The 26,554-nt window shown below is 42.3% G+C and carries 22 protein-coding genes and 1 pseudogene; 10 read left to right on the top strand and 13 right to left on the bottom strand.

What is annotated here, in order from left to right; all coding sequences use genetic code 11:
* The first annotated feature begins 460 nt into the window (after positions 1 to 460).
* The gene (locus V7L12_RS21735) at positions 461 to 1,555 is read left to right on the top strand and encodes a phosphotransacetylase family protein (protein ID WP_335087400.1); all 1,095 of its coding nucleotides are present in this window, start codon (positions 461 to 463) and stop codon (positions 1,553 to 1,555) included.
* Positions 1,556 to 1,596: 41 nt separating this feature from the next.
* On the opposite strand, the gene V7L12_RS21730 is transcribed toward V7L12_RS21735, so the two are convergent.
* Positions 1,597 to 2,115, bottom strand: coding sequence for a DUF4188 domain-containing protein (locus V7L12_RS21730; RefSeq protein ID WP_335087399.1), 519 nt, complete (start codon positions 2,113 to 2,115; stop codon positions 1,597 to 1,599).
* A gap of 96 nt (positions 2,116 to 2,211) precedes the next feature.
* Between V7L12_RS21730 and V7L12_RS21725 the strand changes: the two genes are divergently transcribed.
* The 4 genes from V7L12_RS21725 (at position 2,212) to V7L12_RS21710 (ending at position 4,484) form a co-directional block, all read left to right on the top strand.
* Positions 2,212 to 2,757 (top strand): PadR family transcriptional regulator, encoded by a 546-nt coding sequence (locus V7L12_RS21725; protein ID WP_335087397.1) that lies wholly within the window; start codon positions 2,212 to 2,214, stop codon positions 2,755 to 2,757.
* Between the two features lie 84 nt (positions 2,758 to 2,841).
* A complete protein-coding gene (locus V7L12_RS21720; RefSeq protein WP_041565591.1) occupies positions 2,842 to 3,345 on the top strand; it encodes a hypothetical protein in 504 nt (167 codons plus the stop codon).
* Between the two features lie 142 nt (positions 3,346 to 3,487).
* Positions 3,488 to 3,886, top strand: coding sequence for an MAPEG family protein (locus V7L12_RS21715; protein WP_335087395.1), 399 nt, complete (start codon positions 3,488 to 3,490; stop codon positions 3,884 to 3,886).
* Between the two features lie 106 nt (positions 3,887 to 3,992).
* Complete coding sequence (locus V7L12_RS21710) at positions 3,993 to 4,484, top strand: YajQ family cyclic di-GMP-binding protein (protein WP_335087393.1); 492 nt, start codon at positions 3,993 to 3,995, stop codon at positions 4,482 to 4,484.
* Positions 4,485 to 4,652: 168 nt separating this feature from the next.
* On the opposite strand, the gene V7L12_RS21705 is transcribed toward V7L12_RS21710, so the two are convergent.
* Together V7L12_RS21705 and V7L12_RS21700 are read right to left on the bottom strand one after the other, a co-directional pair.
* Positions 4,653 to 5,210 (bottom strand): glutathione S-transferase family protein, encoded by a 558-nt coding sequence (locus V7L12_RS21705; RefSeq protein WP_335087392.1) that lies wholly within the window; start codon positions 5,208 to 5,210, stop codon positions 4,653 to 4,655.
* A gap of 6 nt (positions 5,211 to 5,216) precedes the next feature.
* Positions 5,217 to 5,681 carry a hypothetical protein gene (locus V7L12_RS21700; RefSeq protein WP_334821834.1) on the bottom strand — a complete coding sequence of 155 codons (465 nt, stop codon included), beginning with the start codon at positions 5,679 to 5,681 and terminating at the stop codon, positions 5,217 to 5,219.
* Positions 5,682 to 6,407: 726 nt separating this feature from the next.
* Between V7L12_RS21700 and V7L12_RS21695 the strand changes: the two genes are divergently transcribed.
* Positions 6,408 to 7,127, top strand: a complete 720-nt coding sequence (locus tag V7L12_RS21695; protein WP_335087390.1) for a tetratricopeptide repeat protein — start codon at positions 6,408 to 6,410, stop codon at positions 7,125 to 7,127.
* Positions 7,128 to 7,396: 269 nt separating this feature from the next.
* Here V7L12_RS21695 and V7L12_RS21690 read toward each other — a convergent pair whose 3' ends face one another.
* Together V7L12_RS21690 and psaM are read right to left on the bottom strand one after the other, a co-directional pair.
* Positions 7,397 to 7,807, bottom strand: coding sequence for a hypothetical protein (locus tag V7L12_RS21690; RefSeq protein WP_335087388.1), 411 nt, complete (start codon positions 7,805 to 7,807; stop codon positions 7,397 to 7,399).
* A gap of 321 nt (positions 7,808 to 8,128) precedes the next feature.
* Positions 8,129 to 8,218, bottom strand: coding sequence for a photosystem I reaction center subunit XII (gene psaM / locus V7L12_RS21685; RefSeq protein WP_040630342.1), 90 nt, complete (start codon positions 8,216 to 8,218; stop codon positions 8,129 to 8,131).
* A gap of 200 nt (positions 8,219 to 8,418) precedes the next feature.
* On the opposite strand from psaM, the gene V7L12_RS21680 reads away from it, so the two are divergent.
* The gene (locus V7L12_RS21680) at positions 8,419 to 9,690 is read left to right on the top strand and encodes an FGGY-family carbohydrate kinase (RefSeq protein WP_335087387.1); all 1,272 of its coding nucleotides are present in this window, start codon (positions 8,419 to 8,421) and stop codon (positions 9,688 to 9,690) included.
* 162 nt (positions 9,691 to 9,852) lie between these two features.
* Here the strand turns inward: V7L12_RS21680 and V7L12_RS21675 are convergent.
* The 3 genes and pseudogenes from V7L12_RS21675 to V7L12_RS21665 all read right to left on the bottom strand — a co-directional run bounded on the left by V7L12_RS21675 (position 9,853) and on the right by V7L12_RS21665 (position 12,518).
* Positions 9,853 to 11,091 (bottom strand): annotated as a pseudogene (locus V7L12_RS21675) (McrC family protein).
* Positions 11,082 to 12,125 carry an McrB family protein gene (locus V7L12_RS21670; RefSeq protein WP_335087385.1) on the bottom strand — a complete coding sequence of 348 codons (1,044 nt, stop codon included), beginning with the start codon at positions 12,123 to 12,125 and terminating at the stop codon, positions 11,082 to 11,084. The pseudogene V7L12_RS21675 and the gene V7L12_RS21670 overlap by 10 nt, the downstream one beginning before the upstream one ends.
* Positions 12,126 to 12,203: 78 nt before the next feature.
* The gene (locus V7L12_RS21665; protein WP_335087383.1) at positions 12,204 to 12,518 is read right to left on the bottom strand and encodes a hypothetical protein; all 315 of its coding nucleotides are present in this window, start codon (positions 12,516 to 12,518) and stop codon (positions 12,204 to 12,206) included.
* A gap of 273 nt (positions 12,519 to 12,791) precedes the next feature.
* Here V7L12_RS21665 and V7L12_RS21660 point away from each other — a divergent pair, with 273 nt between their 5' ends.
* Positions 12,792 to 13,532 carry a dienelactone hydrolase family protein gene (locus tag V7L12_RS21660; protein ID WP_335087381.1) on the top strand — a complete coding sequence of 247 codons (741 nt, stop codon included), beginning with the start codon at positions 12,792 to 12,794 and terminating at the stop codon, positions 13,530 to 13,532.
* A 43-nt stretch (positions 13,533 to 13,575) separates the two neighbouring features.
* Here V7L12_RS21660 and V7L12_RS21655 read toward each other — a convergent pair whose 3' ends face one another.
* Genes V7L12_RS21655 through V7L12_RS21640 form a run of 4 tightly spaced genes read right to left on the bottom strand, consistent with a single transcriptional unit; the run spans position 13,576 to position 17,424 of the window.
* Positions 13,576 to 14,532, bottom strand: a complete 957-nt coding sequence (locus tag V7L12_RS21655; RefSeq protein WP_335087379.1) for an N-acetylglucosamine kinase — start codon at positions 14,530 to 14,532, stop codon at positions 13,576 to 13,578.
* Between the two features lie 14 nt (positions 14,533 to 14,546).
* Positions 14,547 to 15,818: an MFS transporter gene (locus V7L12_RS21650; RefSeq protein ID WP_335087377.1), complete on the bottom strand. Its 1,272-nt coding sequence runs from the start codon at positions 15,816 to 15,818 to the stop codon at positions 14,547 to 14,549.
* Between the two features lie 30 nt (positions 15,819 to 15,848).
* Positions 15,849 to 17,111, bottom strand: a complete 1,263-nt coding sequence (locus V7L12_RS21645) for a glutathionylspermidine synthase family protein (protein ID WP_335087375.1) — start codon at positions 17,109 to 17,111, stop codon at positions 15,849 to 15,851.
* 7 nt (positions 17,112 to 17,118) lie between these two features.
* Positions 17,119 to 17,424: a hypothetical protein gene (locus tag V7L12_RS21640; RefSeq protein ID WP_292787209.1), complete on the bottom strand. Its 306-nt coding sequence runs from the start codon at positions 17,422 to 17,424 to the stop codon at positions 17,119 to 17,121.
* 190 nt (positions 17,425 to 17,614) lie between these two features.
* Between V7L12_RS21640 and V7L12_RS21635 the strand changes: the two genes are divergently transcribed.
* Complete coding sequence (locus V7L12_RS21635) at positions 17,615 to 20,599, top strand: valine--tRNA ligase (RefSeq protein ID WP_335087373.1); 2,985 nt, start codon at positions 17,615 to 17,617, stop codon at positions 20,597 to 20,599.
* A 164-nt stretch (positions 20,600 to 20,763) separates the two neighbouring features.
* Entirely contained in the window at positions 20,764 to 21,198 is a 435-nt protein-coding gene (locus V7L12_RS21630; protein WP_335087371.1) for a hypothetical protein, read from the top strand.
* A gap of 110 nt (positions 21,199 to 21,308) precedes the next feature.
* On the opposite strand, the gene V7L12_RS21625 is transcribed toward V7L12_RS21630, so the two are convergent.
* Positions 21,309 to 26,516 (bottom strand): beta strand repeat-containing protein, encoded by a 5,208-nt coding sequence (locus tag V7L12_RS21625; RefSeq protein WP_335087369.1) that lies wholly within the window; start codon positions 26,514 to 26,516, stop codon positions 21,309 to 21,311.
* Between the last annotated feature and the right edge of the window lie 38 nt (positions 26,517 to 26,554).

Raw genomic sequence — 26,554 nt, 5'->3', positions numbered from 1 at the left:
GTGGGCGCGGGTGGGCGCGGCTCAACCATCTTAAGGCTTCACTTTTAGCGATCGCCCTTAATTATACTCCGGCGAGAGTGACAAAAGAGGGTTAAGTTGACACCAATGGCGATCGTCCTAATCAAGAATGCTGCAAGATATCTATCAGTTTGAACGGACTTAGGCTATGAGCCTGAAACTTAAGTCTCAGGTTCCATATAGCAATGTCTACGACGGGCTATGACGCTCGTTCGCGCTGCCGTAGGCAAGACTCGCTAACGCTTCTCTACGAGACGCTACGCGAACGCTATCGGCGTCGCTCGTTTGTATGCAATACACTCTACCTCTCCCCAGCTTGTTCAATCAGAAGGTAATTCTGGGAAACCTTAATTTGTGAGAGCGAGAGGCTTTTGCCAGAAGGAACTAGAATTAGGAAACACCTAGCTGGGTTCTTCTGACTTTTGAAATTAGGAGTGCATGTGTGCCAAAATCCCCTAAATATTTGCTGATTGGATCAACCGAGAATTACAGCGGTAAATCTGCAACTGTTCTGGGTTTGTCTCATCAGCTACAGCAAAAAGGTCTGGATATTACCTACGGTAAACCACTCGGTACGTCTTTCAATTCGTCTAGTGGAACCGTAATTGAGGAAGATGTCCAGTTCATCGCTCTTAGCCTCAATTTGCCGGAAAACCGCGTTGCACCTACAATGCTGGCTTTAGATGAACCAAATGTGCAAAAGCGCTTGCAGGGGGAAGACAAAACCGATTATCAGCAGTCCCTAATACAGCAATATTTACATAAGTCTCAAGGAGATTTGGTGTTATTGGAGGGGCCTGGTGATTTGTCCGAAGGCAATTTGTTTGACTTGTCTTTACTGCAAATGGCTGAAGTATTGGATGCTGGTGTGCTGTTAGTAGCCCGCTATAAATCGTTGCTTTCGGTTGAGGCGCTATTGGCTGCAAAACAGCGTGTGGGCGATCGCTTAATTGGAGTTGTGATCAATGATATTCCTGTCACCCAACTAGAAGCTGTTGATACTCTTTTGCGCCCATTTTTGGAACAGCAGGGGATTCCAGTGCTAGCAATGCTGCCGAATAGCGATTTGCTCCGCAGCGTCAGTGTTGGCGAACTAGTCAAGCAGTTAAAGGCTGATGTTCTCTGCCGCAACGATCGCATGGATTTGTTGGTAGAAAGTCTGGCAATTGGAGCGATGAATGTCAATTCAGCTGTGAAATATTTCCGCAAACGCCAGAATATGGCAGTGGTGACAGGAGGCGATCGGGTGGAAATTCAGCAAGCGGCTTTGGAAACATCTACCCAATGTTTAATTCTCACCGGGCAACTACCACCCCCACCGTTTATTCTAAGTCGCGCTGAAGAACTAGAAATCCCCATTTTGTCTGTTGACTTAGACACCCTCACCACTGTAGAAATTGTTGACCGCACTTTTGGTCAAGTCCGTGTCCACGAGCCGATTAAGGTTCAGTATATTCGCCAGTTGATGTCCCAGCATTTTGACATTGACCGCTTATTATCCAAATTAGGTTTAACTCCGGCAGGGGCATTGTCTTAGATTCATCAACTCAAACTATTAAGAGCATCCATGCTCAGTTATCAGTTAGGAGGCTGTATTGCTGGTGATGGTACAGCTGGTTCGCCGTCACCTCCCAGGCGACGGCGTGCTGTTTCCTTCCGCCCCATAGCTGGGACATGCTTCGTTGCAGCAGCTAATCCAAAGACAGGCATATTTCCGTAAACCGCCTCATATCTTCCCGGTTCAATTAAATAGGTTTCGTGCCAAATACCGACACTGCCATCAGCACCAATAGCTTGATTAAACCTTTGCCAAGCTTTTAAATGTGCATCAGCTGGATTTCTAGCAAAACGCTCCAAATCCTCGAATGATCGCCAATACTGAATCAGTCCCACTCCTCGCCAGTAAACAAAAGTTTCTCCCCCTAAAAACCCTTTTTCAGGATTCTGATTAAGGCTTTGTAGCATAGGTGACATTGCCCTAGCTGTGGGAATCCATTTGGAAAAAGCGAATAATTTATTAATTCGCATCCCAATCAGAAACACAACAAAAGGTTCATCAATCTCGGCTGTAAATCGTCCTGGTATTACTTGAGGCATCTCTCACTCCTTGTTGGTTAAGTCAATATGCAATTAATTGCATATTAAGCATCTTTATGCAATTAGTTGCATAAGTCAAGTAGTGAATTAAAAATTATGGCATTAGCGCACGCAATATTAGCGGCTCTGGTTGAGGCATCCTGTAGTGGATATGATTTAGCAAAAAGATTCGATGGCTCTGTAGGCTTTTTCTGGTCAGCAAGTCACCAGCAGATTTATCGGGAGTTGTCGAAGCTAGAAGATCAAGGATGGATCAGTTCCGAGTCGATTCTTCAAGCCGGACGGCCAGATAAAAGGCTCTACAGCGTTACAGACTTGGGAGAACAGCACCTCAAAGAGTGGATTGCTCAACCCTGTGAACCCACACCGATTAAAGATGATTTACTAGTTAAAATTTTTGCTGGTCATATTGTTTCTAAGCAAATTATCTTGGCAGAGCTAGAACATCACCAAAAAGCCCATCAAAAAAAATTGTCTACGTATAAGGAGTTAGAACAACGTTACTTTCAGAATCCGCAAGAACTGCTAGAACCAGGCAAATTTCAGTATTTAACTCTCCTAAATGGCATTAGTTATGAAACACATTGGCTAGCCTGGTGTTACCAAGTAATGGAGTTACTGAACCAAAGAATCGAAAATTAGTCGCAATGTCTAACTTAAGTTTTCCTCGCATCTACACGCTCTTTGGTAAAATATCTGGGTCGTTTAGTCTGATTATCTCCATCTTTGAGCCAATCAACAGACCTTATTAACCTCGATACATTAGCCCAAGAACTAGCGACAATCCAGCAAACGGGTTCTAAAAGAATTGCCTTGCTGGGTTCTCGTCATGTCCCGATTACGCATCAGAATCTTATTGAAATGATGACTTATGCCCTAGTTTTATCGGGTAATCGAATCATCACTTCTGGTGCTACAGGTACAAATTCAGCTGCTATCAAGGGAGCAACCCGGGCTGATGCAAATTTGTTGACGGTGATTTTACCCCAAAGCCTGGAACGCCAGCCTTTAGAATCGCGCCAGCAACTAGAACAGGTAATGCATCTAGTCGAAAATCCCAGTAATGATAATCTGTCTCTGGCGGAAGCCAGTTACTTGTGCAATAAGGAGATTGTCTCCCGTTGCCAGCAACTAATCTGCTTTGCGTTTCACGACAGTCGCACCCTGTTGCAAACCTGTCAAGATGCAGAAGAACAAAGAAAAGTGGTGACGCTTTTCTACTTTGATTAGTCATTTGTCATTTGTCTTTTGTCATTTGTATTTGACTAATGACTGATGACTGATGACCCTTACGAGTTCGCCAGTCACTCATGGGGGAAACCCCCAAGACCGTGCTGGCTCACTGATGACTAATACCAACGACTAATAAGTAATGATAATTTTTTTGTACTCGATCGCTGCTGCTGCCGTTCTGATTTATGTGCCATTTTTGCTAGTAGCTTATGCCCGTGCGCGTATTGGGTATGAAATGTTTTCTACTCCTCGCGCCATGTTTGATAAATTGCCACCTTATGCCCAACGGGCTACTTGGGCACATCAAAACACCTTTGAAGCCTTTATGATATTTGCCGCAGCCGCATTGATGGCTTATGTAACTGGTGTAAATTCTTTTACAGCCCAAGTGGCTGCGATCGCCTTTGTGGTGGCCCGTTTCCTATACTCGATTTTTTATATTTTGAATATACCCCTTTTGCGATCGCTCATGTTTGCCATTGGCATCCTTGGCTCTGCTACTCTCTTTTTCTTGAGTATCATCCAAGCTACTAGTTAATTGGGGCATGGAGACTGGGGACTGGGGAAGAGTTTTCCCAATACCCAATCCAAAATCGTTCGACTGAGCGAAGTCGAAGTCCAAAATCTAAAATCCAAAATGTTTTATGGCTTCTACTTTTTCCTTTGACATTGTGAGCGACTTTGACCGACAAGAGTTGGTTAACGCTGTCGATCAAGTTGTACGAGACATCAAAGGTCGTTATGACCTCAAAGACACTCAAACTACTGTCGAGTTAGTCGAAGAAAGCATTAACGTTAGTACTGACAGCGAGTTTACCTTAGATTCTGTACACACCATTCTGCGAGAAAAAGCTGCCAAGCGTAACCTCTCCCAAAAAATCTTTGATTTTGGCAAGGTTGAATCAGCCAGTGGTAATCGCGTGCGTCAAGAAATCAAACTCAAAAAAGGCATCAGTCAGGAAATCGCCAAACAAATTTCCAAATTGATTCGGGACGAATTCAAAAAGGTACAAGCTTCAATTCAAGGGGATGCTGTGCGGGTTTCTGCCAAATCTAAAGATGACTTGCAAGTTGTCATGCAGCGGCTAAAACAAGAAGACTACCCAGTTGCTTTGCAATTTACAAATTATCGTTAAAAGATTTGCATGGTGGGCATTGCCTCTCCAAACTACGTTTTTGGGCAGAGGCGAGTAAATTCTCCGGTTCCCCTTCTCCCTACTGGGAGAAGGGGTTAGGGGATGAGGGCAACCCTAGAAGGCGTGCAAAACCCAACTTCTATGCACAACTGTGCGCCCCTACTATAATCAAGTCCTAGCACCAATACTTCTTTGAAATGCCAGACGCTCAGATAACTGCTTCATATAGTTCAACACCGCTGGATAGGGGCTGAGGTCTAGCTTCAGTATCATGGGAATATAATTCAGAACAGACCCCACTGCCACATCAGCAATAGTGAACTCATTACCATGTAAAAAAGGTTGCCTACTGAAAATTTCATTTAATGGAGTCAACAAGCGGGGCATTTCCCGTTCTCGATTCTCCTCTCCAAAAATCCCTGGAGCAAGGGTAGCATTAGCAAACAACACCCATTGGGAAAATACAGCACGTTCCTCTGGTGAAAGTGGAGTTTTACTGTACTTATCGGCAAGATACAGCAAAATTGCCCCAGATTCCCAAAGCTGAAAATCCCCATCAACAATTGCTGGGACTTTACCAAATGGGTTAATTGCCAAATATGCAGGCTGGAGATGTTCACCCGCCTGCATATCAAGCTTGACGAATTCGTAAGGAATTCCTAATTCCTCTAAATACCAGTGAACAATTGATGCTCGACTACGAGCGCCACCGTAAAGTTTTAGCATAATTACTTAAAGCACTTTGTGAGTGTGAGAATGCTGTTTAATATTGTCTTCTTTGGTGACAACTCTGGCGGCGTTTAACACCCGTTTCCGCTCAATGGAATATTTAAATTCAGTGTAGTTTGTACCTAAGGGAATTAGAGATTTTGCAGATTCACGACGCTTGTAGGTACGAGCTGCTGCAAATGCCCGTGGCACAAATTCCTCTCCAAACTGAGCCGACTCTGGGAAGCCATCTGGCAGCAGTTGTGAATCGCCATCTAGCAAAGATCCCAAAGTTGTGGCATGAGCCAGCTTATAGGATGTAGGAATGCCCTTTAAAAGCGCTTCCAAAGCCGCAGAGGGAATCGGTTCTATAACTTCGATTTGATAAACTTCTCCATCTTCTTTGACGAAGCAGGTTGCCAAGCCGATCACAATGTAATCATCGGTTGCTAAATCAGGGGCATTGGGATAGGAAATTGCAGTTGTCATCGGAAAATTTCTCAAAACTTAAAAATTGAATTTAGGGAATGGGGTATGGGGCACTTGTACTGAGCGAACGTGAGTACGTCTCGTAGAGAAGTATTGGGTATTAATTACTCTTCCCTTGCTTCCCCTGCTTGCTCATCCCCTCTTTAACGAACGGCTTGTTGGCATTCTACCAATTTGCTGCTCTCACTACTTGACCAAATAATTACTAATTCGTAATTCGTAATTCGTAATTTAAAGAGGGTTCAAGCCCCCATCATAATCTCTGCCAAAGGGTAGTCAACAAGACAGTGGAGGGTTCAAGTCCCCAAAGGAATTGCAACTACGAATTACTGTCTTCTCTAGGAGACGCTCCGCGAACGTAGCGGTAGCGAGTCCGCGTACCCACTCTTACAGAGAAGCAAGCTAGCAAGCAAGAGCGTCTGTCTGCGACACGCTGCGCGAACGTAGAGAGCGTCATTATCAATTACGAATTATGTTGACTAGTCTTTGAGATTAACGTCTGCTATTTCTGGAATTCATCTTCGGGATCAAGTATCTATGATTAGGTTTGAGGAGCAATTGTTTATTTAAGGGGTAGATTCCTACTAGTGTGAGTAGTTTAAATCTCAGTCTTAAGACGGCTTTAAAGTAACCATAAGTACCTTGAGAATAGACACAGTGGTAAAACCACCAGCGTTAAAAAACTAGACTTTTATTTAAAAAAGCAGGGATTTCAAGCAGGGAAAGATGAATATTCACTCATTTTTGGCTGACGATGACCAGCAAAGTAAACAATATAAGTATGTTCTAAATACTACAAACAAACTTCAAGAGCAGAGGAAAAACGATCGCAGCGAATCTACTTTCGAGGATAGCTACTTACGTTCTTGTGCTTTGAGGTTGGCCCAACAAGGAGATTATACTGAAGCGATCGCACTTTTAACCCAACTAATCTGCCGCCACCCCCACAATGCCGTTGATTACAACAACCGGGGGCTAATATATTTTCAAAGTGGCGAAAGGCAAAAAGCGCTTTCCGACTACAACGCCGCCCTTAAACTTAATCCCTATTTGGCTAGTGCTTATAACAATCGAGCAAATTACTACGCGGCTTGTGGAGAGTTAGCAGTAGCACTTGCCGACTACGATCGAGCGATTGATTTGAAACCTCACTATCTTCGGGCGTGGATTAACCGAGGCATTACCTGGCGTGATTTGGGGCAATACGAGGTGGCAATTGAGAATTTTGAGCTAGCACTGCTTTTCGGTCAACTAGAAGGTCATATCTGGGCTGAACGCGGCAGAACTTACCATCTTTGGGGCGACTGGAATTGTGCGATCGCTGATTATCGTCGCGCCCTTACTAAACTACCCTCTCTTGACAACAATAAGGATATTACTAGTTGTCGCTTGCGTTTACAACTCGAAAATCGGCTAGACGAGCTACTATCTCAATCAGCGTCCTAATTGGTAGATTAGTCCTTTTTGCAAATTCAAGATTCAAAAAGTAAATTCTTCATTTTGAATTTTGAATTTTGAATTTTTAATTGGAGCGTTCGCGCAGCGTCTCGTAGAGAAGCGACGCTGTATCGCTAATGACTAATAGATGATAACTACATAGCTATTCAAAAATTAGCTATTAACCATTATTTATTAGAAATAATATAAATTAACACCCGGTTTATACGTAGCCTGAATCACAATAAACCTCAATAATCCCAAATTCACCATTTGTCTTAGGGTAATGAGTCTGTTTGCTCATCTTCTCGGCGATCTTGATTCATCAACACGATCTGACGCTGGCTGGGATCGAATCGGTATCCTTGTCGTTGTCTAATAATTTTAGCTTCTTGCGGATCAAAGTTACGGCTAAATTCCGCCTGTAAACCATTGACATGTCCTTCCATCAGCTTGACTTCGGTACTCATTTCTCGCAATTTTTCTTGCTGTAACCAATGATAAGGCAAGAGTTGTGTTAAAGCAGATACTGCAACGGCTGTAATCACAAGATTAACTGCTATTTTGGCTGTGCTTTCTAGTGCCATCACTTGGTAAGAACGTTGACGAAGATGCCGCTTTGGTCGAGAAATGACCCGGCGTTTTTGTATAGGTTGTAACGGTGGTCTAGAGGGTTGAATCGCGTTCATGATGCTAAAAGATAACCTCGCTTAGTGAAGGGAAGCACTATCAAGAGTGCTGAGTTATGAGTGCTGAGTGAAATTTCCAACTCAGCAGTCAGCACTCGATACTCGGAGCTGAATTAGCACTCAGCACTCCTGAATGCTTGATTTAGCTGTCATATTACTTCATTTTTTTGAAATAGCTACAAGTGTCGCACTAGTTAAAAAATAACCTGGCTTACGTAAGTGCAAGGTTTCTAGGTACTTATGACATAAAGTCATAAAGTCTGGAAATTGCACCCCGTACTGCCAGGATTATTAGCTTTTTAACTGTGTCACATTGGAGCGTTATTTGTAAAGTTCTGTGGCTAATCGCCAAGCTAGAACTCCTGGGATCAAGGCTACAACTAGAGCGATGTAGACTTGAGTATCTGAGATGGAAGACAACTGAGCGATGTACAGAGTATCTAAAATAGGCATGGCTGAAAACCTCCTAATCTGAATAGATTTTGAACAGTTCGTTTACTACTTTTCCTTGTTTTGCGAGAATTGGGGAATATGTTGTTACAAGATGCAACAAAAGCAGTTATTGGTCAGTAGTCCTTATTTATTCTCCATTAAAAAAATTTATAAAAATTATGAATTTATATCTGGGTATCGACTTCGGCACATCTGGCGGACGCGGTGTGTTGATTGACGAGGAAGCCTCTTGTATTCAGACAGAGGTGCGATATCCCTTCCATGACTCACCAAATGCCGTTACGCCAAAAATTTGGCAGGAGGCTTTGTTTGCGTTGCTGGAACAAATACCTGACCAATTGCGGCGAGAAATTAAAGCGATCGCAATCAATGGGACTTCTTCCACCGTTTTGCTGGTCGATGCTGCTGGCAACCCTATAGATGCACCATTGCTGTATAACGATGCGCGGGGATCATCTGTGCTAGAGCATTTGAGGAGTATAGCACCCCCCAATCATACCGTGTTGAGTGCCACCTCCAGCCTAGCCAAACTTTTGTGGATGAGGCAATTACCGTCTTTTAGTGAAGCTAGATATTTCCTGCATCAAGCAGATTGGCTGGCGTTTCTGCTGCATGGACAGTTGGGTATTAGCGATTACCATAATGCTTTAAAGCTGGGTTATGACGTAGAAGAGTTGAAATACCCAGAATGGCAAGAATTGCTGCAAATACCAATTCAGCTACCCAAAGTTTTACCTCCTGGGACTCCGATTGCCGAATTGCGTCCTGAAATTGCGGGTAAGTTCGGTTTACGCAGTGATTGTTTGGTATGTGCTGGTACAACCGATAGTATTGCCGCTTTTCTCGCCAGTGGCGCAAAATTACCTGGTGAAGCCGTAACTTCCCTTGGTTCAACGTTGGTACTAAAGTTGTTAAGTCGTACCCGTGTAGAAGATGCCAGATATGGAATTTACAGCCATCGATTGGGTGATTTGTGGCTGACTGGTGGTGCTTCTAATACTGGGGGTGCAGTACTAAAGCAATTTTTCACAAACACTGAGTTAGCAAGCCTTAGCCGTGAGATTGATGCATCAAAAGCTAGCGAGTTAGATTATTATCCACTGTTGAAGGTAGGCGATCGCTTTCCGATTAACGATCCCAATCTACCCCCACGATTGAAACCACGCCCAGATAATCCAGTGGAATTTTTGCATGGTTTGTTAGAAAGCATTGCCCGCATAGAAGCACGAGGGTATGAATTATTACAAAAAATGGGATCAGACAAATTGAGCCGTGTTTATACCACTGGCGGTGGTGCGGCGAATGACACTTGGACTGCGATTAGGGCGCGTAATTTGCAGGTTTCTGTAGTAGCGTCAGTGTACACAGAAGCAGCTTACGGAACGGCGCTGTTGGCGATGGGAGGCGGAAGTAAGGGTGAACAAGAGTAATTGTGTAACAATCTTTTCGTAGGTATTTCGTAAATCAGTATCTATCCTAGTGACAATCTACATATCTCGGCCGATACTGTGATTATTAGATACCGGACTATAGATTCCAGGTTCATGATCTGGGCAGCTATTCGGGGATGGATGCTTCGCAGCAAGCGAATGTCATCCATTCCCTTTACTAATTATTGGTGTGAGTTCTGAGCAGATTAGGAGAAAAAGGTTTTTTAAAAAGGTTTGACCTGCGCGATCAAGATTATCATCTAGGGAAAAGGTGAGGCTGCGGACTCGGATTTGATCGCTTTTTATATCTAGTGGCTGTGTTAAATCTTTGGGGTATATCAAAAAAGCTTGCTTGCATTTTGTTGTGTTGGCGTAGCTGATCATTTGATAAATATCTGTATTTCCTCGCTGTTCAGGGGCTTTATACTTTGTATCCAAAACTGCTATTGTTTTACCAGTAGTAGCATCACACAGTAATATATCTATACTGAAGTGCCTATTCTGACTAATTTATATTAGATGTTGCTGTTTGAAAAAATAGCCTTGCGGCGTGTTTTTCTTAAGCCATTCTGCAACAAAAAGTTCATATAAATGTGCCATATCAACGAGAAAGGGTAGGGCTTTATAATTTCCCCTTTCATGACTGGGACTACTATTTTCTAAAAAGAATTGACATAGATTATGTAATAGTTCATAGTCTGGATTGAGGCGATTATACTGTCTGGCGATACAATCTTCTGCGCTACAAGGTTGCAGCGTTACTAATCCTTGTAGAGCGTGATAAGCTTTTCGTACTGTTGGCGATACTCTTTCTGAACATAAAGTGCTACGACCAATGATATAAAGTGTCCATACCAAAATTTGATTTTCTTTAATATCAGCCGTATGTTCTTCGTAATCGCATTTAAGTTTAACATTCCACGGCTTTTGAATTAGCTGTCGCATATCTAGCCTTCCCCGCACATAAGAAAGCTGCTGTGTTTTAGGCAAGTAAGTACGATATAATCCTTTGCGGCATCGCTCTAAAACTTTATGGGATAATATCTGAGCCAGATTATTATAAAAGTCCTCTAGAGATTCACAATCCATCAGCCCTTCGAGAAAGCGAAAACCTTTTAAATTGTAGGCATATTCCAGCATTCCGAAGAGGTTTTGGATAGGCACTTTCGGATTTATTTTTAGATGCAATTCAGGAGTGACAGGAATGTAACCTACCCATCCTTTAGCTTTGAGTTTCCAATGTTCTTTCGTTTTATAGTTAGGAAATTCTATATCTACTTGTATTTTGTATTTTTCACATAACTCGACTCCGGCTGAATCGGATATTTCATCACGCTGAAATGATTTATTTTCGTATTCTATAAGTTCAATAATTTTTGGTTGTGCTGGGTTTATATCCATAGTTTATTTTTTATTTCATCCCAGCGAAACTGATCTACTTTTTCTAGCTGGTTAAAAAAATATTCTTCTAAATATGGTTCAATTTCCATGCGCCATATATCTTCTATATCTTCACGTAGGTTGTCTGTTAAAAAGAATGAAATACCAATTTCGTAATTTTTATCTGCGATCGCCTGATTTAATTGCTCTAAAATGTTAATTAATCCTTCTACTGTAAAACCTCTTTTTTGATGATAACTTCGCAGCACCTCATAGTTTGTGCGAAGTTCAATAAATGCAAAGCGGCGGCGTAACGCATGATCTATATTGGCGATAGACCTATCTGCTGTGTTCATTGTACCAATAATGCGGATATTTTTTGGGATACGAAAGTTGTTACCGCCAGCTAGTGGAATTTCTCTATCTCTGTACTCAAGTAAGTACATTAATTCACCAAAAACTTGTGCGAGATTAGCACGGTTTATTTCATCGATAATTAGAACACAAGTATCTTCACGAGACTCAGCTTTTTTACAAAATTCTAAAAATCTTCCTGGAAGCAGTGGATATGCTAATATTCCATTTTGGCTTTGAGGACGAATGCCTTGAATGAAATCTTCATAAGAATATGCTGGATGAAATTGCACCAGTTCTGAGAAACCGTCACCACAACCGATTAAGTATTGAGCAAGTTTTTCAGCAATATAAGTTTTTCCTGTTCCCGGTGAACCATATAAAATTGCTTGACATTTACGATTAATTGTGCGTATCCAACATTCTAAGTCTGCTTGTATATAGCCAATATCTTGAGCAAAGTTATTTAAGCTATAATTAGGATTATTGGGATTTATATATTTACTAATAGATGGTATTAGTTCATTAGATACTGCTAGCCATAAAAAAGGGAGATAATCTTGAAACCATTGATTAAAATCATCAATTAAATCTTTCCAAGAAGCGTTTAATATTTCATCTTTTTTCCAAAACAAGCTATTATCATCTACAAAGCACCAAACATGAAATACACGTATATTTTTCGCAACTATTTTGGACATTATTAGAGGGTTAATACCTTCAATAGCTTGGGCTAAAATTTCACCTATTTCATATATAAATTCTATTCTTATACCTAGCTATGTCATTTCTATATATAAAGTTGAAAATATATCTAAATACCTGTATAAGCGAGGCGTATTATAATAACTGAACGGTTCTTTTTTTACTTTTATTACTCCATGAAACTTATTACAAGCAATTTTGTTTGGTATTTGCTGATGTATTAAATTACAAAAATCATTAAATGGTTGTTCTACTTTTTCCCTAAAATCTTTGTGTTCTTGAGAGTTGTAAATATTATTACAGCTATTAAAATATGTTTCTTGGTAGTTTTTCATCAGTTCAAAAGAATTGAAATCAAAGAATTTATTTGATTTTTGGCTAATATCCATTATTTTGCATTTAAAAGATAATGTTTTCTCTTAACTCGCTACTATATCACTTGATGCTGCTGCCAAATTTACAACTGCTGCTAAAGCAGCTATATAGCCTGCTGTCGCTAAGGTAACAGGTGTATTGAGGCGATCACAACAAACTTTCACTGGGCATATTAAGCGATCGCAGTGATGGTAAAAGAACGCCAAATTGGGGGTTGAAAGTAACCGGATGCTGCGGCGCTACAGTGTAGAAGCTAATGACAGCAAGCGTAACACGGAGACAAAAAAGTGCAAATCACCAAGCGTAATATTGAATTAAGAGTAGATGGCAGCTTAATGCGTGTTTATGTTGCAGCTCCCAAAGCAGCAGGAAAATACCCTGGTATTGTCTTCTACAGTGATATTTATCAGTTAGGTGATCCAATGATTCGTCTAGCTAACTACTTAGCAGGATACGGCTATGTAGTAGCAGCCCCAGAAATTTTTCACCGAATTGAGCCAGTTGGTTTAGTAATTGAGCCAGACGATATTGGAAGGATGCGCGGTAATGACGATGCGCGTCGAACCTCCGTAGCTGATTATGATGCCGATTGCCTTGCTGTGATTGAATTTCTGAAAGGAGAGAGTGCGGTTTCTCCAAATCAAATAGGCACTCTAGGATTTTGTATTGGTGGACATTTAGCTTTCCGCGCCGCATTTCAAAGCGAAATTCGGGCTTGTGTCTGCTGTTACCCTACTGGTATTCCCAGTGGTAAACTGGGTAAAGAGGTAGCTGATACAATCCAGAGGGTAAGTGAAATCAAAGGCGAGATGCTAATGGTATTTGGTACTCTTGACCCTCATATACCAGAGAGCGATCGCCAAACCATAATAAAAGCAATTGAGAATGCTAACATACCTCACCAAGTTTTCTTGTATGAAGCAGAACATACATTCATGCGCGACGGTGGTTATCGTTATGATTCTAGTGCTACCACCGCAGCTTGGTCTGAAATAGTAACTTTCTTAGGGCGCATATTTGCAGACTGAAAACTCCTATTATTGCTTTCTTTATTTGAAAGTTAGTAGTCCGTTAATTTTGAGTTGTCTGCAATGCCAACAAACCAGCACCATAAGCAGGTTCATACCTTGGAAATATCACGTTTACTTCAGGAAACTTCTTAACAATTGATGCTGTAAATCTTTCATGGATCTTGCATCTACCGTGCCACACACTTCCTGTTGTGACTACTTCTAAAACTGAGTCAGCACTAAAAATTGCACCAATTACTGTAGATGTAGCTTTCACCAATTCTTTTACAACATCATCAATGATGATATTCGCTACTATATCACCTGATGCTGCTGCAAAATCTACAACTGGTGCTAAAGCAGCTATCTGTTTAACTTCCAATCCTCGCCGATATATTACTCCTATTAAATCTTCTATATTTTCCAAACCAAGATGCTGTTTAAAAGCTTCTAACAAACTTGTTGACATCTCACGTCCATCATAAGATTTTAATGCTGCATTCATACCTGCGATCGCAATTTTATAGGCACTACCTTCATCTCCTAAAATATACCCCCAGCCGCCGACTCGCTTGGTATGTCCCTGATGATTTCGCCCAAAAATTATCGAACCCGTACCTGCTGCAACCACAATTCCTACAGGCTGACCAATTCCACCAACTAAAGCAATTAAAGCATCGTTACAAATTACAATATTCGCTGGCTGTAATGCCCAAGTAATAGGCAATTTGTTATTCTGTAACTCTTTAACTAAACCTTTTACTACTTCGATATCTGCTGTACGACCTACACCCGCTAAACCCAGACATATTGCATCAATATTCACAGTATTTGTAATTATTGCTGCCTCAATCGCATTGTGAATTGCAGATTGAATAGATTGTAGAGTGGCTTCAATACCTATACTCTGATAATTAGATGGCCCTGCTTCACCACGACCTAGTAGTTGATGCAAATCATTCATTAGTATACAAACAGTCTTGCTACCGCCGCCATCTATTCCCAAAATATAACTCATGAGCGGTAATAATATTAATTATTCTGACGCTTTGTTTCTTCTTTTAAAGGTATAAAAAATAGAGCAATCATCCCAGGAATAGTTAGGAAACAAACCAAGATAAAAAATAATGGATAGCCAAATACTTTTTGCAGATAACCGCTAATTAAGCCTGGTAACATCATGCCTAAAGCCATAATCCCAGTAGATATGGCAAAATGAGAAGTTTTATATTCGCCTTGGCAAATATACATTAAATAAACACTAAAAGCTGTAAATCCAAAACCATATCCGAATTGCTCTAAGGAAACCAAAGGATACACTAATGTCAACGAAGGTTTCGTGTAAGCCATATACACATAAAATACATCAGGTAAATTCAAAGCTAAAGCCATAGGAAACAGGCACTTTTTTAATCCATATTTAGAAATTAGCAAGCCTCCTAAAATTCCTCCAAAAATCAGGGATATTACCCCAAATGTCCCGTAGACTAACCCGACATCTGATGTTGATAGCCCTAAGCCCCCTACTTCTAGTTTGTCCAATAAAAATAAAGAGGCTATCTTCACAAGCATTGCTTCACCAAGTCTGTATAGTAATATAAATGCTAAAATATTTATAATTTTATCCTGAGTAAAATATGAGCTAATGATTGGCCAAAAAGGTATATTTTCCTTAGCTTGTATTTGTCGTTGATTGTCTGATTCAGGTAAAGGTAAAATTAGGCGATGCGAAATAAACAAAATTGCTAAAATTAAAGATGAAAAGCCAATAGCTATAGTCCAGCTTAAAGGAATATTATTGAGAGATACTTCAAGCTGACCTGCTAAGACTACTAATATTCCAGAGCCAAAAATGACAGCCATTCTATAAAATAGTGAGCGAATGCCAACAAAAAAGGCTTGTTGTTCTGGAGATAAAGCCAGTAGATAAAAGCCATCTGTAGCAATGTCATAAGTTGCAGAAATAAATGCTCCTATTGTTAATGTTGCAAGTGAGATAAAAAAGAAATTTGGCAGTTGTAAGGATAAGGCTATCAAACCCAAACAAGCGAACATGGCAAATTGGGTATAAAGTATCCATTTACGTTTGGTAGAGTAAATATCAACGATTGGGGCCCAAAACATTTTGATGACCCAAGGTAGATAGAGAAAACTTGTCCATAAAGCGATTTGAGTATTATCTATTCCCAGCTTTTTGTAAAAGATTACGGAAACTGTGTTGATGATGACGTAAGGAATGCCGCAGGCAAAATATAGCGTGGGTATGTATGTCCAGGGGGAACGGCTGGTGGTTTGAGGTTTCATATTTGCCTCTAATTCTCAATGCTATTAAAATTAGCATCCAATAGGACACCAATAGGATAAATTATCTGTAATTTCCCCTTCAGAAAGGCGGATTCCTACACCTCCAGGTATAAACTTATCGCTACCATCGTTATATAGCCATGCTCCCCAAACCTGAGTCATTGACTTGCCATCAATTTCTAGTTTAGGAAACTCTAATAACTCTTGATACACATAATTCTGTTGTGTATACCAAGGGTCATTATTACTACTACGCACAGAGATATTTCCTAAACTAACTGCAAATCCTCCTTCACCTTCTCTTCCTAAAATAGGTTTGGCAAAGTATGAATTACCTATTGCTGTTGCACTCAGTGATGTTTTAGGGAAATATTCCCAGACTGTCCCAGCATCTTTGTCAGAAAAAAAGTCATATCCCAAATCTGTAATTAGGGCAAATACACTCTTTGGTTGCAGTGCAAAAGCAGAACCAAAGTTCACAATCACAATTTTATTCTCAAAAATTAGTTGCTCTAGAGCCGGCCATAATCTTTCACCTTTTTCATCAGTATCATGGATTAGCCATTCCACCGGATACCACATAAAGAGTATATCTATTGGTTTTTGTGTTCTCCGGTCAAATAGATACTCACCATCTTTGATGCCAAGGTATTCTAAGGGTAAAATGGCACTTTTAGATTCCAAATAATTGCTTAACCATCGCATAGTACCTAAATCTTCGGCATTGTTCAAAGCTGTAAATGCTACGCGACAATCTGTAACTGGTTTACCCAAAATTAATGCGGCTCTATTGACATGTTGATTGAGTGTTATTTTTAAAATTTTTTGAGCATCTAAATCTGGTTCTTGCAATCCAAAATGTTTGGCGACTTTTTTATTGCCGTCTGTACACTCAAACCAAAAGCTAGGAGTTTGGGGATTAGTTTCTACTACTTTTTTTATCCCCGTTTCTTGATTCCAGCACCAATCAAGACGCATACAAAATGGTGCGATAAAGTCATATTTAACTAACTTAATTGTAGCTTCAGGAAATCCATAATAAAGTAGTGTATCTTCATCAAGAGTACGAATAATTTTCCACGTTTGGGTTAAAATACTACCGACTAATTCCGATGCTTGCTGGATTTCTTGTATGGTCTGCGGTAAAACTTGATGGCAATAATAAAGAGCGTAAGGTGTTTCTTGGTCAGTTAAAGGTATACCTGTTCCTTCTTCAATCGGAGCAAAGTTGTACCAACCCATTTTCATCGACTGAAATAGACGCTTTCGTTGAGGACTGTTGAAAATATTCATAACTCTCTTATCCACCCGCATGACCACCGCGACCAAAACTACCAAAACCACTACGACCGTTGGAAGAACCGCTGGAAGTCCCGACCTCCGATGAATTACCATAACCGGATCTTCTAATGCTACTACCACCAGAGTAACCACTTGATCTGCCGCTACTATTAGATGAGGGAGAACAGTTATTGGCTTGTTGGTTTGGCGACGTTGTGGAGCTGCAATCTGACTGTCTTGCTTCTGGGGTTGTCGCACAAGAAGCAAGTAGCGATACAGTCATAACTAACACGATGAGTTGAAATAAACCTGGTTTCAATTTCATGAGTCTTTCTGAGCGAATATACAGATGTCAGCTACGGAGTTTATTCAAGATAACTACAAGGGTCAAAAATAGATTTCGCATTTTCAGATTTTTTAAGGGATATATCCACGATTTCGAGAATTGCTAAACAAACCCTCTCCAACCCTGTGGCAAAATTTATTAGAGTCCTTCCATAGTTAGTTTGCCCCGCATGACCGCAACTATTCCCAATCTCCCCAGTCTCTACGACCCTTTTTCCACTGAAGCCAAGTGGCAAAAATTCTGGGAAGACAACCAAGTTTACAAAGCTGACCCCAACAAAGGCGGCGAACCTTACTGCATCGTCATTCCGCCGCCGAATGTCACCGGTAGCTTACACATGGGTCACGCTTTTGAAAGTGCTTTAATTGATACCCTCGTGCGCTACCACCGGATGCAGGGGCGCAATACCCTGTGGCTACCCGGAACTGACCACGCCAGCATTGCTGTCCATAGTATGCTGGAAAAGCAACTCAAGACAGAGGGTAAGACTCGCTACGAATTGGGGCGCGAGAAGTTCCTAGAACGCGCTTGGGAATGGAAGGCGGAGTCTGAGGGAACTATTCTGAATCAGCTACGACGCTTGGGTGTCTCGGTGGACTGGTCACGGGAAAGGTTTACCCTGGATGAGGGTTTATCTAAAGCTGTTGTCGAGGCATTTACTCGCCTCTACGAGGAAGACTTAATTTATCGTGGTGAATATTTAGTTAACTGGTGTCCTGCTTCTCAGTCGGCTGTGTCTGATGTGGAAGTAGAAAATCAAGAGGTGAATGGAAATCTCTGGCACTTGCGCTATCCCCTCACGGATGGTTCCGGTTTTGTAGAGGTGGCGACAACTCGACCAGAAACGATGCTAGGCGATACGGCTGTAGCAGTTAATCCCAATGACGATCGCTACAAACATCTCATCGGCAAAACTGTAACTCTGCCAATTCTACAACGAGAAATTCCGATCATTGGCGATGAATTCGTTGATCCCACTTTCGGCACGGGTTGCGTGAAAATAACTCCCGCCCATGACCCGAACGATTTTGACATGGGTAAGCGTCATAATCTGCCGTTGATCAACATTATGAATAAAGACGGCACTCTCAACGCCAACGCTGGGGAGTTTCAAGGACAAGACCGCTTTGTTGCTAGAAAAAATGTGGTTTCTCGCCTAGAAGCAGATGGCTTTCTGGTGAAGATAGAAGATTATAAGCATACCGTTCCCTACAGCGATCGCGGTAAAGTACCCATTGAACCTCTCCTCTCGACTCAGTGGTTTGTCAAAATTCGCCCCCTAGCTGACAAAACTCTCGAATTCCTCGACCAGCAAAATTCTCCAGAGTTTGTCCCCCAACGCTGGACAAAGGTCTATCGTGATTGGCTAGTAAAACTCAATGATTGGTGTATCTCTCGCCAATTGTGGTGGGGACACCAAATTCCGGCTTGGTACGCTGTCAGTGAAACGAATGGGCAAATTACCGATAACACGCCGTTTGTGGTGGCGAAATCGGAAACTGAAGCTTGGGAGAAAGCTAAGGCGCAATTTGGCGAAAATGTCAAGCTCGAACAAGACCCAGATGTGCTAGATACTTGGTTTTCTTCTGGACTCTGGCCATTTTCGACTTTGGGCTGGCCAGAACAAACTCAGGATTTAGCAACTTACTACCCGACTACCACTTTGGTGACAGGCTTTGACATCATCTTTTTCTGGGTTGCCAGAATGACCATGATGGCTGGGCATTTTACGCAGCAAATGCCTTTCCAAACAGTTTACATCCACGGCTTGGTGCTGGATGAAAAAGGTCAGAAGATGTCAAAGACCAAAGGTAATGGCATTGACCCGCTGTTATTAATTGACAAATATGGTACTGATGCCCTGCGCTATACCCTAATTAGGGAAGTGGCTGGTGCAGGTCAAGATATCCGGTTGGAGTACGATCGCAAAAAGGATGAATCAGCATCGGTGGAGGCATCCCGCAACTTTACTAACAAGTTGTGGAATGCTGCCCGGTTTGTGATGATGAATTTGGATGGACAAACGCCGCAACAATTGGGGAACCCAGTAGCTATAGAATTGAGCGATCGCTGGATTATCTCGCGGTATCATCAAGTTGTCAAACAAACCACCAATTACATCGATAATTACGGTTTAGGCGAAGCAGCTAAGGGATTGTATGAATTCATTTGGGGTGATTTTTGCGACCAGTATATTGAACTGGTGAAATCTAGGCTGCAAACAGGTGCAGATCCCGCATCAAGGCGGGTAGCAGAGCAAACCCTCGCCTACGTGCTGGAAGGAATTTTGAAACTGCTTCATCCCTTTATGCCACATATTACCGAGGAAATTTGGCAAACTCTTACCCAACAATCAGCAGATTTACCACAAACTTTAGCATTACAAATCTATCCTCAGATAGATGCAAATCTAGTTGATAGAGCTTTAAAAGAACAGTTTGAATTGCTGATTGGTGCTATCCGCACAATTCGGAATTTGCGAGCTGAAGCGGATATTAAACCAGGCGTAAAAGTGACGGCGAATTTACAAACTGAAAGTCAGAAAGAGCGGGAAATTCTTACTGCTGGACAGTCTTATATTAAAGATTTGGCAAAGGTTGAGACTTTAACCATTACTGACAAACAACAAAACCAAACTGTTGCTATTAAAAGACCTCAAAGGGGTTTGAAGACAATTGGCTTAATTATTGTAGCGATTGTATTTGGTAGATTGGGTTTAGCTGTGGGGTATGCCATTGATGACACTCCCCTCGTCGGAACTTTCTTTGAACTAGTTGGTTTTGGTTACACAGCGTGGTTTGTTAGCCAAAATTTACTAACTGCTCAAGCGAGACTTAGGTTATGGAGACGCTTTTTCCCGCAGAGAGAATTAGAACAACCACAAAAACCAGAAAATGCGATCGCAGGTGTAATTGGTACAATACAAGTGCTAATTCCTCTAAGCGGTGTAGTAGATATTGAAGCTGTGCGTGCCAAGCTAGAGAAAAGCTTGAGTAAAGCTGAAGCAGAAGTTCAGTCCTTGAGTACCAGATTAAACAATCCTAGCTTTGTGGATAAAGCTAGAGCCGATGTAGTACAAGGGGCGCGGGAAGCCTTAGCAGAAGCAGAGAAACAAGCTGAAATTTTGCGCGATCGCCTTAAGGGGTTAATGTAGGCATCGCCTGCGTGGCTTAGGATAACTGTAATGGGTAATGGGAGTGTTAATAATTCACAATTACCCATTACCAATTAACAAGATCCAAATATCCATTCTGGCACTTATTTTTTTATTAAATTTTTTTTGAATTTTGAATTTTGAATTGGAGCGAAGCGACCCTCATGCTATATCTAGCCCAGGTGCGTAAAAACGATTTTTTAGACCAGCACCAGTTACGCTTATTGGCGCGTCAAGAAGCTGATAACTTGTGGGCGATAATTCCCGAAGAAGCTTTCATTCTGCTGGGAAAGGGAAAGATCATGAGTGAGAACTTGCTTGTTCTAGTTGAACTTTCTCCTACAGGCGATATTCAAAGAATAGAAGACGCCACTAACTGGGTACTGCATCTGGTAGAAAACTACCTCACCATCGGCATTACCCCAGAATTTTTGCAGCATGAGGCCGAGCGAGCAGAACATTGGCGACAATCCCTGACGTTGCAAAACCAAGACTTAGCAAGGCGTTCTTTAGAGTTGGAAGCCAGACGCGAACAAATTCAAGCCTTAGAAGAAAGCCTCAAACGCGAGAAAAACGGTTATTCCCAAGAGGAAAGTTAAAAGTTTGTAGTTGTGTTGCACTCAAATGTGTATTTTTGAGAGATTACCCAGCAAGAGTTGATCTGTCTCTTACTGGGTAATCTCTCGATGCTTGCGATAGTTAACTTTCGTTAGGCAATGACAGTAATATTTGCACTACTAAGCACTACGTGATTGGAGAACTGGGCAATTTGAACTTGTGCAGCCTTACCAATCCCATCTGCATCAAAGAAAAGATTACCCGTAGTTTGATCATAGATAAAGCGATCGCTTCCTGCGATCGCACTGGTACCAAGTCGAAACAAGCCCGAATCGAGCGTAGTATTTTGAGATTGAACCAGTCCAAATTCAGCCTTGGAAATCAAGATAGTATCCTCTCCAAGAGTAAAATCAGCGATCGTATCATACCCTCCAGTACGGCTACCAGTTAGGTTGAAGCTATCTTGTCCAGTTCCACCAGTCAATACATCTCGACCAACTCCACCAGCGATTAAATCGTCACCTGCACCACCGAACAAGGTGTCATTGCCTGAGTTACCAAAGAGGCTATCATTGCCATCTCCTCCTGTTAACGTGTTAGCAGCATTATTTCCCATCAGGATGTTATTGAGGATGTTACCAGTACCATTGATTGTCCCGGTTCCAGTCAGAGTCAAATTCTCCAGGTTATTTCCCAACACCCAATTCACCGAAGAATTGACAAAATCTATGCCTGCATCTAAGTCTTCAATAATACTATCGTTCAGGTTGTCTACAGTGTAAATATCATTGCCGACTCCACCATCAAGACTGTCAGTCCCTGCACCTCCATTCAAGGTGTCATCGCCTGCACCGCCTAACAAGGTGTCATTACCTGAGTTACCAAAGAGGCTATCATTGCCATCTCCTCCGCTCAAAATGTTAGCGCCAGTATTTCCAATCAGGATGTTATTAAGACTATTACCAGTACCATTGATTGCTTTGCTTCCAGTCAGGGTCAAGTTCTCCAGGTTATCTGCCAACACACAACTCACCGAAGACTTAACTAAATCTGTGCCTGCATTTAAGCCTTCGCTAATAACATCGTTCACGTTATCTACAATGTAAATGTCATTGCCGGCTCCACCAACAAGGCTATCAGATCCTAAACCTCCATCCAAGGTGTCATCACCTGCACCGCCAAACAAGGTGTCATTGCCTGCACCACCAATTAGGCTATCATTGCCATCTTCTCCGTTCAAGATGTTAGCGCCAGTATTTCCAATCAAGATGTTCTTAAGGCTGTTACCAGTACCATTAATTGCCCCACTTCCAGTCAGGGTCAAGTTCTCCAGGTTATTTCCCAACACCCAATTCACTGAAGACTTAACTAAATCTGTACCTGCATTTAAGCCTTCGATAATACTATCGTTCAGGTTGTCTACGATGTAAGTGTCATTACCCATTCCACCATTGAGACTATCAGCTCCCAAACCTCCATCTAAGGTATCATTGCCTGCACCACCCAACAAGGTGTCATTGCCTGAATCACCAAAGAGGTTATCGTTGCCATTTTCTCCACTCAAAATGTTAGCGCCAGTATTGCCAATCAAGATGTTCTTAAGGCTGTTACCAGTACCATTGATTGCCCCACTTCCAGTCAGGGTCAAGTTCTCCAGGTTATTTCCCAACACCCAACTCACCGAAGACTTAACTAAATCTGTGCCTGCATTTAAGCCTTCAGTAATCGAATCGCTCAGGTTGTCTACGATGTAAGTATCATTGCTTTTACCACCGATGAGACTGTCAGCTCCTGCACCACCATCTAAGGAATCATTTCCATCACCGCCATCAAGAGTGTCGTTATCACCTAGTCCTTGGAGCGTGTCATTGCCCTGTAATCCTGAGATGATATCCATATTCATCGTACCAGTCAGGGTGTCTGCACCTGAAGTGCCATTAATCGGAGGAGTGATTTGATTAATAGTCAAGTTGACAGTAGCAGTACTACTGCCTCCATGCCCATCACTTATGGTGTAAGTAAAGCCGTCAGAGCCATAATAGTTTTGGCCAGGCGTATAAGTGTAAGTACCGTTGTTGTTGTTAACTAAGCTTCCTTGGCTAGGTTGGGTGAAGCCAGTAATGCTCAATACGTCACTAACATCGACATCTATATCATTGCTTAACAGAGTAGTAGCGCTAATAATAACAGGTGTGTTTTTGTTTGTGGTGAAGCTGTCGTTAACGGCAACAGGAGCATCATTCACTACCGTAATATTAATATTCCGAGTAACAGCAGTACTATTAGCTGTACCATCATTAACTAGAAAGCTGACGGTACGAGGTGTAGTACTGGGGTTATCACTGCTGTTGGTATAAGTAATGGAACGCAGTGCAGTTTGATAATTAGCAACGGTGGCACTGCCAGTTAAGGTTAGAACGCCTGTACTGCTGTTGTAGCTGCCGGTAATCCCATTTTGGTTGATGAAGGCGAGAGTATCTTGAGCAGAGACAAAACCACTGGTAATGCTGACGGTGGCACTAGCCAGGTTGGCGGAGTCTACGTCGCTAATGGTGATACCTGAGTCGATAGCTGTAGTGGCGTTCTCAGTGTATGTCAGGGCAGAGTTGGTGACAGTAGCAACAGGTGCATCATTTACTGCCGTAATATTAATATTGCGGGTAACGGCACTACTATTAGCAGTCCCATCATTAACTAGAAAGCTGACGGTACGAGGTGTAGTGCTGGGGTTATCACTGCTGTTGGTATAAATAATGGAACGCAGTGCAGTTTGATAATTTGCAACAGTGGAACTGCCGGTTAAGGTTAAGACTCCTGTACTGCTGTTGTAGCTACCGATAATCCCATTTTGGTTGGTGAAGGCGAGGATGTCTTCAGCAGAGGTGAAACCACTGGTAATGCTGACAGTGGCACTAGCTAGGTTGGGGGAGTCTAAGTCGCTAACGGTGATACCTGAGTCTATTGCTGTAGTGGTGTTTTCAGTATATGCCAGGGCAGAACTGGTGGCAGTAGCAACAGGTGCATCATTTATTGCCGTAATATTAATATTGCGGGTAACGGCACTACTATTAGCAGTCCCATCATTAACTAGAAAGCTGACGGTACGAGGTGTAGTGCTGGGGTTATCACTGCTGTTGGTATAAATAATGGAACGCAGTGCAGTTTGATAATTTGCAACAGTGGAACTGCCGGTTAAGGTTAAGACTCCTGTACTGCTGTTGTAGCTACCGATAATCCCATTTTGGTTGGTGAAGGCGAGGATGTCTTCAGCAGAGGTGAAACCACTGGTAATGCTGACAGTGGCACTAGCTAGGTTGGGGGAGTCTAAGTCGCTAACGGTGATACCTGAGTCTATTGCTGTAGTGGTGTTTTCAGTATATGCCAAGGCAGAACTGGTGGCAGTAGCAACAGGGGCATCATTTATTGCCGTAATATTAATATCGCGGGTAATGGCAGTACTATTAGCAGCCCCATCATTAACTATAAAGCTGATGGTACGAGGTGTGAGACTAGGGTTATCACTGCTGTTGGTATAAGTAATGGAACGTAGTGCGGTTTGATAATTTGCAACGGTGGAACTGCCAGTTAAGGTTAAGACACCTGTGCTGCTGTTGTAGCTGCCAGTAATCCCATTTTGGTTGATGAAAGCAAGGCTATCTTGACCAAAAACGAAACCACTGCTAATGCTGATGGTTGCACTAGAGAGGTTGGCGGAGTCTGTATCACTGACGATGATGGCTGAGTCGATGGCTGTAGTCGCGTTCTCGGTGTATGCTATAGCAGAGTTGGTGGCAGTAGCAACGGGCGCATCATTCACCGCCGTAATATTGATATCGCGGGTAGTGGGAGTACTATCGGCAGTCCCATCATTAACTAGAAAGCTGGCGGTACGAGGTGTAGTAGTGGGGTTGTCGCTGCTGTTGGTATAAGTAATGGAACGCAGTGCAGTTTGATAGTCAGCAATGGTAGCACTACCGATTAAGGTTAAAACACCTGTGCTGCTGTTGTAGCTGCCGGTAATCCCATTTTGGTTGGTGAAGTTGAGGGTATCTTGACCAGAGACGAAACCACTAGTAATGCTGATGGTGGCACTAACTAGGTTGGTGGAGTCTGTATCGCTGACGGTGATGGCTGAGTCGATGGCTGTAGTGGCGTTCTCGGTATATCCCAAGGCAGAGGCAGAACCAGAGGTAATTGTCGGAGGAACCCCAATGTTGTTGTTATAGCGTTGGGCGTATATCCCATTGGCAAAGCCGTCTTGACTATAGCTTTGCCAGGAAATGACAAAGTTCCCATCTGTATCTATCGCTACTGTGGGGTTAACTTGATCGTAGTCCGTGTTGGTATTGACCTGAAATTCGCTCCCAATAGCTACTCCGGCACTGTTATAGCGTTGGGCATATATTTCTTTAGAAGACCTGTCCTGACCGTAGCTTTGCCAGGAAATGACAAAGTCCCCATCTGCATCTATCGCTACTGTGGGGTTAACTTGATCGTTGTCCTTGTTGGTATTAACTTTAAAGTTACTACCTTGTGCCACTCCGAGACTGTTGTAGCGTTGGGCATATATCTCAAAGCCATAGCCATCGATATAGTTATAGCTTTGCCAGGAAATGACAAAGTCCCCATCTGCATCTATCGCTACTGTGGAGTTAGTTTGATCGTAGTCGGTGTCGCTATTGACCTGAAATTCACCCCCTTGTGCCTGCCCAGCACGGTTGTAGCGTCGGGCATATATCCCATTGTCAGACCCGTCTTGATTAAAGCTAGTCCAGGAAATGACAAAGTCCCCATCTGCATCCATCGCTACTGTGGGGTTGTATTGAAAGCTGTCCGTGTAAGTATTGACCTGAAATTCGCCGCCTTGAGCTACCCCGGTATTGTTGTAGCATTGGGCATATATCCCATCCCCAGATCCGTCCTGACCACTGCTTTGCCAGGAAATGACAAAATTCCCAGTGGCATCCATCGCTATTGTGGGGTTAACTTGATCGTTGTTGGTGGAGGTATTGACCTGAAATTCGCCCCCAATAGCCACTCCAGAACTGTTGTAGCGTTGGGCATATATCCCAAAGCCAGACCCGTCTTGACCACTGGTTTGCCAGGAAATAACAAAGTCCCCTGTGGCATCGATCGCTACTGTGGAGTTAACTTGATTGCCGTTGGTGTTGGTATTGACTTGGAATTCTCCCCCAACAGCCACGCCAGCACTATTGTAGCGTTGAGCATACACCCCATAGCCAGACCCATCCTGACCATTGCTAGTCCAGGAAATGATGAAGTCCCCATCAGCATCCATTGCTACTGCGGGGTTAATTTGATTATTGTTGGTGTAAGTATTGACTTGGAATTCAGCCATAAAAAAACCTCTGAAAAAAACTAAAAATTTGATTTCAA

The sequence above is a fragment of the Nostoc sp. genome, from assembly GCF_036918245.1.
Lineage (GTDB): Bacteria > Cyanobacteriota > Cyanobacteriia > Cyanobacteriales > Nostocaceae > Nostoc.
This window is presented reverse-complemented; position numbering and strand designations above follow the sequence as displayed.